This window comes from Phoenicibacter congonensis, assembly GCF_902386915.1.
GTDB lineage: Bacteria > Actinomycetota > Coriobacteriia > Coriobacteriales > Eggerthellaceae > Phoenicibacter > Phoenicibacter congonensis.
The window spans coordinates 1,082,390-1,094,950 of the sequence record NZ_LR698997.1; the positions used below are offsets into that span (position 1 = coordinate 1,082,390).

The following is a 12,561-nucleotide window of genomic DNA, read 5'->3' on the forward strand; positions in this document are numbered from 1 at the left end:
CTTTAAGCAACAGCGCCATAGACTGGAAGTGAAGAATGAGCTTCTAGTCTCTTGGCTTCTTGTTGGAACTTATCTTTTCTGTCTGCCATCATCTCGTCGCGATCTACGAGTCTTAATGCCTTTGTTGGACAGGCTTCAACGCACGCAGGACCATTCTCTCGGTCATAGCAAAGGTCGCACTTTACCAAAAATGATTTCTTTGCTCCTGAAACTGGAATGCCTCCAAGCATTTGAACATTGTCGACTGGAACAACCTCAACAGCTCCAAATGGACATGCCTGAACGCAGTTGCGGCAACCAATGCATCTTTGCTGACGGATAGCCACACGGTCGCCATCATAATAGAGTGCTCCTTCAGGGCATGCATTTACACATGCAGCGTCAGCGCAGTGATGACAAGCGATAGGTGCAGATACCGTGAGCGTTTGCACGACATTTAAACGTGCTTTTGACAAATCGCCAGGCACGTCATGTTTGTTCATGCATCCTGCCATGCAGGTTTGGCAGGAAATGCAAAGACCAGGGTCTGCTTGAACAAATTGTCCGCTCATAATTCCTCCTTCACTTTCTTTACTCCTGTGAGAATTAAATTCTCACAAACCCTCAAAACAAGTTAATGCAGCCTTTACCCTACATTAACCCTCGGTTGCTGCGAAAACATCTTTAAACAAAGGTGCTTCGTGCAACACATCTGTGTCTGTCTGCAGAACGGTCGCTGTAGCAGACTCAATCCCGTTTAATACTGGTTGAGGCATAGCTACGCCGAACCAGAGGATTACGATAACCATGGCGAATTCTGGAATCAATGCGAAGGCTCCAACATCGCCTTTCTTTACAGTTGTAGGGGGTTCGCCAAACACAGATCCTGTGACAACATGAACGCATGCAGCAATGACAACGGTCAATGCCACTCCAAACAGAACAACCAAAACGATGTGTCCTGAAACTACTCCTGAGATAAATGCCATTATTTCAGATAAGAACATTGCAAATGGTGGGAAACCGGCGAGTGCGAAGAAGCCGATTGCCATCAAAATTGCAGTTGCAGGTGCGACTTTCAAAATGCCTGAAATCTTATTCAAATCACGAGTTCCATATTTCATGAGGACGTTGCCTGAAATGCAGAACAGGAGCGCTTTGGTAAAGCCGTGAGTTACACAGTGCAACAGAGCTGCAGCAATTCCTAGTGGACCACCAAAGCCAAGGCAAAGGGCAACAATTCCAATGTTTTCACATGAGTGGTATGCAAGTTTTCTCTTCAAGTCGTCTTGAGCAAAAACCGCAAATGCAGCAACGCCAACGCTCAGCGCGCCAAGAATGAGCATTAAAAGCTGTGGGAAGAATGTTCCGACTGCTTGGATGCAGAGAATGTAAAAACGAATGATGATGAGCATTGCACACTTCAGTAAAACGCCCGAAAGCAAAGCTGACACTGGCGAAGGTGCTTCTGAGTGAGCGTCTGGCAACCAAGTGTGCATTGGGAAAAGACCAGCCTTTGTGCCAAAGCCAATAGCTGCAAAAACAAAAGCAATTTGAATCAACATTCCATCAAACTGTTTAGCAATTGGAACTAATGAAGTCCAGAAAACAGCTTGATGAGGATCGCTCATAATTGAAGCTGCATCTGCATAAATGAGCACTGTGCCATAAAGTCCAAACGCAACACCAGCTGTGCAAACTATCACATATTTCCAAGAGGCTTCCAAGGTTGTTTTTTGGTTGTAACAACCAACCAGGAATACTGTTGATAATGTTGTTGCCTCAATTGCAACCCACATCAAAATGATGTTGTTTGAAAGAACAACCAAAAGCATTGAGAAAACAAACAAGCTAAAGAATGCATAGTAGGACTTCACTTGCCCAGGCCCAACATTTCCAATTTCAATGTCGTGGCGCACATATGGAATCGAATACCAACCTGTCAGGAATCCAATCACACCAATTAAGGCTAAGAAAATCATTCCTAAACCATCGAGGTGGAACCAAATCCCGACTGCATCAATCGAATTTCCTGTTGAGCCAACTTGAACTACGAGGAGAATGGCCATGACAAGGACAGCCGTAACGCTAGCAAAATGGATAACCTCATAGGCGACTTTTGGAGTTGACTTCGATGGGAGAAAAGCAATCAGAACAGCCGCAACAAGCGGAACAACCATGATTGCAATCATAAGTGTTGAATAATCCATGTTTATCCCCTATCCCTTCAATTCCATTAACTCGTCAGAATTCATTGTGTTTACCTTTTTGTACACACGGTAAACAATAATTGCCATGATTACGACAGCGAAAATCGCGTCGGTTGCAATACCAATTTCGACAAGCTCTGGAGCCTGTGGGGCAAGCAAAGCTAGTGTTAAGTGTGAACCATTCTCCATTAAGCAATAACCAAACATTTGTTTCACAATGTTTCTTTGTGAAATGATGCATGTCAGACCAATAAAGAAGTGTGCCAGAGAAACAGCAAGAGCTGGTAAAACTTCTGTTGTGGTTGGAAGCTTGATGTATTGAACAATGAGATAGCAAATTGCGACTTCAACAACTGCAAGAATCACAGTGACAATTGGTTTTACCAAAGGTTCAATCTTTTCATCGGGGTTGCCCATCTTCTTCAATGTGAAAAGAACAACAGCAGGCACAAAAATTACTTTTGTAAAGAAAGCAGTTCCTGACCAGGTAAACAACTCTGTTGAACCAGTAGTTACACCCAATGCAATGAAGATCCCAACTAAAACAAGTGATTGCACCCCATATGCATAGGCAGTGCTTTTTGGTGACTTCATCAAAATCACGATTAGAGACGTGAGGATGAGAAAGCAACCAAGTACGTTTACTAGTGCGTATCCGCTCATGAAAGACCCCCTATCCAATCCAAGAAGCTGCTATAAAGCTTGAGCAGACTGTCATTATGATCAACACCACAAAAGCGATAACCATGTAAACTGGAAGCTTTTGCGATTTTTCAACAACTTCTGAAGGCTCGCCTGGAAGAACTTGACCCATCCATTTGAGAAACCAAGCAAAGCATCCAACAGTTTCAATCAGGAAAACAACAACGATTAGCATCAAAAGCCAATTGCCTTGTGCAGCTTCAAATGAACCTGCAATGATTGAGAACTTTGAGAAAAATCCGTTAAATGGAGGACATCCTGCAATAGCAAGAGCAGCGCATCCAAAGCCTACTGCAAGAAGTGGTTGTTTCTTTATGACACCTTTAATTTGTGGAAGCATTCTCGTTCCCATTGTGTAGCTAAAAGCGCCAGCTACCAAGAAGAAGAGAGTCTTTGCAAATGCATGGTTGAAAATGTGTTGGACACCACCATTGAAAGCCATTTGTGAACCAAAAACGAAGAAACCAAAGCCCAAGAAGATGTAGGACAACTGAGAAATTGTTGAGAATGCAAGCAGTCTCTTCATGTCTTTTTGTGGCAGATACATTATGAATGAGAAAATCATTGTCGCAATTGCACCGATAACAATAACCCAGCCAACGGGCTCAGGAATGACTCCTGCGCTCATCAGACATCTTGCCAAAACAGCTACACCAACTTTAACCATTGATGCACCATGGAGATACGCCGAAACTGGCGTTGGAGCCTCCATGGCAGATGGCAACCACATGTAGAAAGGCAGTTGGGCTGATTTACCCCAAGCAGCGATGATTACACAAACAAGAACGAACGTTTTCCAATAATCATCAAGGCTTGCAATTGCTGTCACTTCAAGAGTTCCAGTTTGTAGATACAAACAACCTGCTGCAATATAGAGTCCAAGAGCACCAATGTGAGTCAAAATTAGAGCTTTCATTGCTGCTTTTTGAGCAGTAGGTGTGCCATAGTAACCAATTAAAGCCCAAGAACAAGCTCCTGTAATCTCAAAGAAAATGAGCTGCGAAAGGATTGTGTTTGAATAAACAAGACCAGCCATTGCTCCAATAAACACTGTAAAGAAAGCATAGAAGCGCCGACGCGGAACATCAGGATGTTCACGGTTCTTATCGTTCATGTAACCGACAGAGTAAATTGAAATAATGAGACCAATTCCAACAAAGCATGGAGCAAGCATTACGCTCACCTTATCGAAGATGAACGAAATGATTGTTGCATCTCCCAGAGCAGCAATCGTGAGTGTTTGTGTTTCAGCGCCGTTGCTTGCAAGAGTTACCCAAACTCCAATTGTTAAGCAAGTCGAAACTGCTGCTGCAGCAATGCACAGCCATTTTGCGCATTTCTGAGGGCAGACAACGATGATAAAGGCAACGATAAATGGAACAAGTATCGATGCAATGGACATTATTGATAAACTAGCCATCGTTGATCCCCCTTAAATTCCCAAAATGCAGAGCAAGAAGCCACAAGCCGAAAGGCCAACGATTGCCCACGTTTTGGTTCCCAAAAACTTATATCTAACTCTGATGAGTGCATTTTCAATAACACCGCAAATCAGGAAGAAAACGCCAACTTTAACGAACCAGACCACAAGTCCGATTAGAAGAGAAACAATGCTAGCATCCATAGCGCTTCCCCATGGAATGAAGATTGCAAGGAACCATGAAACAACGATAATTTGCTTCATTGACATTCCCATCTTCATGAGTGCAAGTGAAGGTCCAGAATATTCTGCAAGAGGTCCCTCTTGAATCTCCTGTTCCGCTTCAGCCATATCAAAAGGAACTTTACCAAGCTCAACATAACAAGCTGCAGCGAAAGCAACACCCGCAACAATAACGCCAATTGGACTAATCACAAACAGGTTTGAAATCATGTAGCCCATGCCACCAAGATATGTTGTTCCTGTTGCCAGAGCAACTACAACTAAAGACAACATCATTGCTGGTTCGACTAATACGCCAACAAGCAGCTCACGAACACCGCCAAGTCCTGCATAGGTGTCACCTGAGTCAATCGATGCAAGCGAGAAGAAGAAACGCGATAACGCAAGCAAGTAAACCACCAAGATGACATCACCAAGCGCTGGAATTGGTGAATAAGTTGTAATCATTGGCACACCAACAGCTAAAACAAGCATTGTAGCGAAGAAAAGTATTGGTGTGATGCGATGAACAAAACTTGATTCTTCTGAATGAACATCTTCACGCTTGAAGAGTTTTGCAATGTCATAGTAGTCTTGCAAAATGCTTGGTCCACGTCTGGAGTGCATCTTGGCACGAAGCCATCTTGAAGTGCCTGAAACTAGAGGAGCAATCAGGACAACAAGTAAGGCTTGAACTATGGCAATTAAAATGCTAATCATAATCCTTTAACCCCCTTAGTTAAGACCCACGGCCATTGCCAAGAAGACAACAAGCGCGACAACAATGTAGATAACATAAATTCTGAAGTTACCATGTTCTATCTTTTGAGCTTGCTTTCCAACCCAAGAGATAAATGCAGCAACTGCATCAACAATGTATTTATCGCCAACAGTTTCAGCTTTTTGCGCACCATGAACTGTTGCATTAAAGAAATTGGTGAACTTAGTAGAAGTCGAAGTAATCGCTGTTCTGGCTGCATAGATTGGCTTTAGGAACATTTGCACCTCAGCTCCCACTGTCCCAGCTGTAATAGCCATTCCAGTTTCTGTGTTGTAACCACAAGACCATGGTTCGCGATCGCATGAAACTTTCGACTTTGAAAATGCCATCTTAAATGCAAGAACAAGCAGGACAAACGAAATGAGAAGAATTGCTACAAGAGGTGTTGAGACAACTGACCCAATAACTGGATTTACAACCCATGTGCCATATGAAGTAATGATGTTCATTTGGCCCAGCGTTGAAGCTGCAATTCCTTCCATAATTGGAGCCACGAACGGCGCACCCAAACCAAGGCAAACGCAAACAACTGCTAAAACAATCATCGCGATTGTCATTGGAACAGGAACCTCTTTTGCATTGGCAGCCTGATCTGAACGTGGGCGACCTAAGAAAGTCACTCCATAGCACTTAACGAAACAAGTTACCGCCAATGCGCCCGTGATTGCAAGAGCAACAGTTGCAAAAGCTGCAAAAATCTTAATAACTAAATCTCCTGCCATTGCAGTCGTTATCATTGACTGGTAGGTAAACCATTCTGAAACAAAGCCGTTCAAAGGAGGTATTGCAGAAATTGCAAGTGATCCAAGCAAAAAGCACACACCTGTAATTGGCATCACTTTTTGAAGGCCACCAAGAATCTGCATATTTCTTGTTCCTGTTGAGAAAAGTACTGAACCTGCACCAAGGAATAAAAGCCCTTTAAACATTGCATGATTCAAAAGGTGATAGAAGCCCGCCATAAAACCAAGCGCTGCGAGTACCGGTTGGTTAACAGCAACTCCCATAAATCCAATGCCGACACCAAGAAGAATAATTCCGATGTTTTCTACTGAGTGGTAGGCAAGAAGTTTTTTAATGTCGTGTTCAGCTAAAGCATAGGCAACACCGAGAACTGAAGAAAGAGCGCCAATTGTGAGAACTACAAGACCCCACCAAAGTTGCACCTCAGATCCTTGAAGAAGGTCAATTCCAACTTTTACTATGCCGAAGACGCCGATTTTAATCATGCCACCTGACATCAAAGCTGAAACGTTTGAAGGAGCAGCAGGATGTGCTTGTGGCAGCCATGAATGGAATGGGAACATGCCAGCCTTGCAACCAAATCCAAAGAATGCAAGCATGAACACAAGAGATGCAATTCCGGGATCAAACGAAGCAGCCCTAAATGCTGCAAAGTCAAGACTTCCTGTGATTCCTCCCATGATAAGGAATGAAATCATAATCATCAAGAATCCAATGTGAGCCATGATTAAGTAAAGGAAGCCACCACGAATTGATTGTTTATTCTGTTCAACAATTACTAGGAAGTAAGATGTGAGCGACATCAGTTCGAAGAAAACCAAGAACCAAAAGGCGTTATCAACGGTGAGAACCATGTTCATTGAAACTATGAACAAATTCATAAAGAAGCCGATTGAACCCATCCCGTGACCATGATATTCATCGAAGTAGGAGAAGCCATAAATCCAGGCGACCAAAGCTAGCAAGTTAATTACAACCAGCAGCAGGCCAGACAAAGGATTCAGTATCACCGTAAAGTTTGCAAAAGCAAACGGTGTTGTGAATGACGCGATTGCCGTTGGGGCAAAAATACCAGCTATGCCAGCACCGATTGCAAAGCATGCTGAAACAATGCCAAATATGCAAGCCAAAGTTTTAGAAGCAGACTCTGCCTTACTTATTAGGATTGCAACAATTGCGCCCACAACAGAAATCCCAGCCGAGATGAAGAGCATTTCCATTGCTACCACCTTTCCTGTACTTTAATAAGACTCACAGAAAAAGAACAGAGAGAATCACTCTCTGAAACTTCAAAATAACGGATTAAAAGATTTTTCAATTGAGAATTGCGATGAGTCTTTGACCCAGCAGATAGCCCAAACAAAGAACATCTATTTAAACAGTCGGGAAACACAGATAACCCCGTCCCAATATATATACTCCTAATCCCTGTCGCAATTATAGTCCACAAATCAAGCAGTTTTACCGAGAAACGACCATATTCTCAAAAACGAGTTTAATAATTAATTGAAGCAAAATTGCAGTTAAACTAATTACTTTTTCATAACGCGAGCACTTTTTCTTTTGAAGTAATATGCTTTTCTAAGTTTGCTAAAATAAAGCGTCTGTAAATACATTTTGCAATGAAAAAATGCATATTCTGCCATCGACGTTTTTATAAACAAATCGTGCAATAATTAGTTTGATATTTCACCATTTATAAAAGGGATACATTTATATATGAAGAAAACAGCGGATACCGAAAAAGCTACAGTAACAAAAATGGTTACTGAGAAGAGCTCTAAAAACGCGATTAAAGGAAATAAATTAAATGAAATGCTCAGAGGTCTTCCTCAAGTTGATGAGGTAATGAGTAATTCTAACATCACTACTTTAAGACATGCTTTAGCTCACGACTTTTTAAAAACCGCTGTTCGTGATATCTTAGATGAAATTCGTGAAGACATTAAAGCTGGTGTTTCTGATGAATACACAATTCCAACAACTGACGAGATTGCACACAAAAGTTGTGTTCACGCATTGCAGTTAATCAAACCATCTTTGCGACATGTAGTTAATGCAAGCGGCGTTATTATCCACACAAACCTAGGAAGAAGCCCCCTTTGCGACGAAGCAATTAAGGCGGTCAATGATGTTTCACGAGGCTATTCCACTCTTGAGTATTCAACAAAAACTATGTCACGAGGTTCAAGGCATGCGCACATTGAACAGTTGATTTGCACTTTAACTGGAGCTGAAGCGGCAATTGCAGTTAACAACAATGCAGCTGCTGTGATGATGGTTTTAAATGAGTTTGCAAAAGGATATGAAGCTATCGTGTCTCGCGGTGAACTCGTAGAAATCGGTGGGTCATTTCGCGTGCCGGACATTATGGCGATGTCAAACGCAAGAATGATTGAAGTTGGAACAACAAACAAAACACATGTTTCCGACTACGAAAACAACATTAACGAAAACACAGCCATGCTTCTTAAAGTACATCCATCTAACTACCGCATGGAGGGCTTTGTAGAAGATGTGTCAATTAAAGATTTGCAGAAAATTGCCACAGCCGAAAATAAAAGAAGAAAAGTTGCAGGGCAAAAAAATAAAGTCATTGTTTATGAAGACCAAGGATCTGGCGTCTTGATTGAAGATGATTTCTTCAAGAAAAATGGCGAGCACACAATAACAGATGCACTAAAACTTGGCGTTGATATAGTTAGCTTTTCAGGTGATAAACTTTTGGGTGGTCCTCAAGCTGGAATTATTGTGGGCAGAAAAGAGTTTATTGATCGCTTGAAAAAGAACCCTCTTGCTCGTGCCCTACGTCTAGATAAAATGACACTAGCTGCGCTTGAAGCCACATTGCGAACCTATTTAAATGAAGATGAGGCTCGCAAAAAAATCCCTACGTTAAGAATGCTCACTGAAGATTCTTCCTTAACGAAAAAACGTGCAGAAAAACTAAATAAAGCATTCCAAAAAGAAATTAACTCTGATGATGTTACTTTTAAAGTGATTGAAGAAATATCAAGAGCTGGCGGCGGAAGTCTTCCAATGTGCGACATTAAAACCTACTGCGTGCGCGCAAGTTTCACTAAAGGTAATGCCGAGGCAGCTGATAAATATTTAATACAAGAATGCGAACCACCAATTATTTCAAGATTAACTAAAGAATGTTTGTACTTTGATGCAAGAACGCTAGAAGAGTCTGACTTTCCTTTACTAGTTAATGGGGTTAAAGAATATCTATCAAAGGTTAAATAGATTATGTCTGAGTCACACAAAAAAAGCGTAATCATAGGAACTGCTGGTCACATTGACCATGGAAAATCAAGTCTTGTTTTGGCTCTGTCAGGAAAAGACCCTGACCGTTTGGCTGAAGAAAAAGAGCGCGGAATCACAATAACTCTTGGATTTGCAGAGCTCAAACTTCCGAATGGGATTCATGCAGGTGTAGTTGACGTACCAGGACATGAACGCTTTGTGCGCGAAATGATTGCAGGTGCCACAGGGATAGATGTGGCACTTTTGTGCATAGCAGCAGACGACGGAATTATGCCTCAAACAAAAGAGCATTTGAGCGTGCTGCAACTGCTCGGCGTTCCAACTTGTGTTGTTGCTCTAACGAAATGCGACACAGTTGACAAAGAATGGGCAGATGTTGTCGAAACAGATATCAGCAACTATCTAATTGGCACAACATATGAAGGCTCACCAATTATAAAAGTCTCAAGCAAAACTGGTGAAGGTGTTGAAGATGTTCGCAATGCTTTGGCAAAGGCTTGCGAAAAAACTGAACATCACTTTGAAGGGATAATCGCTAGACAACCAATAGATCGTGTTTTCACAATTAAAGGCGCTGGCACAGTTATAACTGGAACTTTGTGGAGCGGACAAATTAATCTTGACGACACACTTGAAATCCTTCCAACTAGAAAAAAGACTCGTGTTAGATCAATCCAAATTCATGATGTTGCGCAAAAGACTGCATATGCAGGCAATCGTGTTGCGCTGAATCTTGTTGGTGTTTCAACAGAAGATGTGCGACCAGGATATATGTTAGCCACGCCTCACTCAATTTCTCCAAGTGATGCTTTTGACGTGGAATTTACATATCTAGCGAGTGCCGATGGTGCAAAACCACTTAAAAGTGGCTCAAATATTCACTTTGCACATGGCACAAAAGAAGTTGTTGGACGCCTTCTTTTATTCAATGGGAAAAACGAAGTGCTCCCAGGGGAAAAAGTTTTTGCACAAATTAGAACGAATGAAAAGATGCCCGTTAGTTATCTTGACAGATATGTTGTTCGAAGCTACTCCCCTGTTGAAGTTATTGGTGGCGGGACCATTCTTCGATGCCATCCAAGACGCAAAACTAACATTAAAGAATCTGAGATGAAGCTAATCAAAGCATTGGCCTCTCGTGATCAGGACGACATTGTTGCAGCTGCTTTTGAAATGCAACAGCAGCCAATAACACCAAAAAGCTTGGCTCGATTCTGTGGGCTTTCTGAAGACGACTGCAAAGTGTCTCTCATAAAAATGAAAGCAGTTGATAAATCGGTTTGCGTTGACCAAAAATGCTGCATTTTTGCAACCAAAGAAATATTTAACAACTGCATTAACACAATTGAAGCTGCGCTAAAACGTTTTCATGCTAAAGAACCAACTGCAACAGGTGTTTCAAAAGAGCATTTAAAAGAACTATCATTTTCCCACATCGACTCAGAGGTTTTTGATGCTTTGCTGGGAAGACTTGTCGAGCGAGGTGCTGTCTTTGTCAATGGCGGCGAGATTTCTCACACTTCTGCTGGAGCTGGAGCAAAGGCAGTTCAAGGAGAAGCAGAAACTAAGGTATTAAACCTTTTGAAAGATGCTGATCAAAATCCGCCTTTCATTAAAGACATTGCTGGAAAAATAAAACTCGACACAAAACTGTGTTCAAAAGCGTTGACCGCACTTGAGAACAGCGGTGACATCGTTAGAATTGGAAAAGACTTCTATTTTGAAAAAAACGTTTTAAAACGCTTGAAAAAAGAAGTAGAAAAATCGTTAAAAGACGGTCGAGGCACTGTTGCTGATTTAAAAGAATCTATGAACACTTCGCGTAAATATGCAGTACCAATTCTTGAATATTTTGACAAAATTGGCTTTACCAAACGTGAAGGAGAAGGCAGAGTTTTAAAGTAAAATTGAAGCTGTTTGAGCATTAAAAATAACTTCAAAAGTCAACGTAAAACATGTTATTTAAGATATAATAATAGCGTTTGAAAATGGGAGTGGATGGGGCCTGGTGGCTCCCGCGGCCTTCAAAGCCGTTGTGGGACGATGCAGAACGTCCCGGGTGTGTTCGATTCGCATGCATTCCCGCCATTTAACTCTCTGACTTCTTAAAGAGGTTCATATCCATGTCATGTAACAAAATCGCAGACACGGTCTTTCCAGATGGTAAGGTCCGTCTAACTAAACTCACGGAAAAAGGCGGATGAGCAGCAAAATGGGGGCCAGGCGAGCTCTCAGAAGTTCTTGCTAATATACAGCAAGACGTTTCTGTGTTAGGAGGCAGACTCCTTCTTGGTTTTGATACAGCTGACGACGCAGCAATTTATCAAGTTAGCGATGACGTTGCAGCTGTTCTCACTCTAGACTTTTTCACACCTGTTGTTGATGACCCCTATGAATTTGGTTGCATTGCAGCTGCCAATGCGCTTTCTGACGTTTTTGCCATGGGCGGAAAAGTGCAGGTGGCAATGAACATTCTTGCTTTTCCAAAATCTGTTGGGACTGAAGTTGTTGGCGAAGTTCTTCGCGGTGGAGCCGACAAAGTTAGAGAGGCAGGAGGCGTTATTTGCGGCGGCCATACTATCGAAGATGATGAGCCAAAATATGGCCTTTCGGTTTTTGGAACTGTTCACCCTCAAAAGGTAGTCAAAAATGAGGGCGCAAAAGTTGGAGATATTCTTTACTACACTAAAAAAATTGGTACTGGAATTCAAAACAGTGCTTTTAAGGCTGGCCTCATTGGCGACGAACAAATGGCCGAAGTCATTAAGTATATGAAAGAACTCAATCGCGCGGGTGCAGAAGCGATGATGCTTGCAGACGTTAACGCTGCTACAGACGTTACTGGATTTGGCGTTGCTGGTCATTTGCATGAGATGTTAAAACCGTCTGGTGTTAGTGCTGAACTTGTGTGGGACAACCTCCCACTTTACGACAGAACATATGAGTTTTCAGAACTGTATTGCAGACCTGGCAAAACTGACGGAATTATTGAATTTGCATCTGATTTTGTGGAAAAAGGCGACATGGATGATGTCGAATTTGACGACCACATGGGAGTACTTTGCGATCCACAAACATCTGGTGGGCTTTTGTGCTCAATTTCTCCTGACAAATGTGATGTATTTGAAAAAGAATTCAAGAGCAGATGTGGTTTTGAGCCTTGGATTATTGGTAAAATTACTGATGGTGAAGCTGGAAAAATTAAAATCATAAAATAGCTTTTAAAGGAGCCA

General features: G+C 42.0%; 9 protein-coding genes and 1 tRNA gene. 4 read left to right on the forward strand and 6 right to left on the reverse strand.

Features of this window, described 5'->3' with window-relative positions:
- Positions 1 to 2: 2 nt before the first annotated feature.
- The 6 genes from FXZ76_RS04685 to hyfB all read right to left on the reverse strand — a co-directional run bounded on the left by FXZ76_RS04685 (position 3) and on the right by hyfB (position 7,278).
- Positions 3 to 551, reverse strand: coding sequence for a 4Fe-4S dicluster domain-containing protein (locus tag FXZ76_RS04685; protein ID WP_197682106.1), 549 nt, complete (start codon positions 549 to 551; stop codon positions 3 to 5).
- Between the two features lie 84 nt (positions 552 to 635).
- The gene (locus FXZ76_RS04690; RefSeq protein ID WP_079536097.1) at positions 636 to 2,189 is read right to left on the reverse strand and encodes a hydrogenase 4 subunit F; all 1,554 of its coding nucleotides are present in this window, start codon (positions 2,187 to 2,189) and stop codon (positions 636 to 638) included.
- A 9-nt stretch (positions 2,190 to 2,198) separates the two neighbouring features.
- Positions 2,199 to 2,852: a hydrogenase 4 membrane subunit gene (gene hyfE, locus FXZ76_RS04695; protein WP_079536100.1), complete on the reverse strand. Its 654-nt coding sequence runs from the start codon at positions 2,850 to 2,852 to the stop codon at positions 2,199 to 2,201.
- Positions 2,853 to 2,862: 10 nt separating this feature from the next.
- On the reverse strand, positions 2,863 to 4,311 hold the full coding sequence (locus tag FXZ76_RS04700; RefSeq protein WP_079536102.1) for a hydrogenase 4 subunit D: 1,449 nt from the start codon (positions 4,309 to 4,311) through the stop codon (positions 2,863 to 2,865).
- A 12-nt stretch (positions 4,312 to 4,323) separates the two neighbouring features.
- Positions 4,324 to 5,253 (reverse strand): respiratory chain complex I subunit 1 family protein, encoded by a 930-nt coding sequence (locus FXZ76_RS04705; RefSeq protein ID WP_197682107.1) that lies wholly within the window; start codon positions 5,251 to 5,253, stop codon positions 4,324 to 4,326.
- Positions 5,254 to 5,268: 15 nt separating this feature from the next.
- Complete coding sequence (gene hyfB, locus FXZ76_RS04710) at positions 5,269 to 7,278, reverse strand: hydrogenase 4 subunit B (RefSeq protein WP_079536105.1); 2,010 nt, start codon at positions 7,276 to 7,278, stop codon at positions 5,269 to 5,271.
- Between the two features lie 499 nt (positions 7,279 to 7,777).
- On the opposite strand from hyfB, the gene selA reads away from it, so the two are divergent.
- From selA to selD, 4 genes are all read left to right on the forward strand, one after another.
- Positions 7,778 to 9,307 (forward strand): L-seryl-tRNA(Sec) selenium transferase, encoded by a 1,530-nt coding sequence (selA, locus tag FXZ76_RS04715; protein ID WP_231961755.1) that lies wholly within the window; start codon positions 7,778 to 7,780, stop codon positions 9,305 to 9,307.
- A 3-nt stretch (positions 9,308 to 9,310) separates the two neighbouring features.
- Positions 9,311 to 11,233: a selenocysteine-specific translation elongation factor gene (gene selB, locus FXZ76_RS04720; RefSeq protein ID WP_079536108.1), complete on the forward strand. Its 1,923-nt coding sequence runs from the start codon at positions 9,311 to 9,313 to the stop codon at positions 11,231 to 11,233.
- An 85-nt stretch (positions 11,234 to 11,318) separates the two neighbouring features.
- Positions 11,319 to 11,416, forward strand: a tRNA-Sec gene (locus FXZ76_RS04725).
- Between the two features lie 35 nt (positions 11,417 to 11,451).
- Positions 11,452 to 12,546: a selenide, water dikinase SelD gene (gene selD / locus FXZ76_RS04730; protein WP_079536111.1), complete on the forward strand. Its 1,095-nt coding sequence runs from the start codon at positions 11,452 to 11,454 to the stop codon at positions 12,544 to 12,546.
- The last annotated feature ends 15 nt before the right edge of the window (positions 12,547 to 12,561 follow it).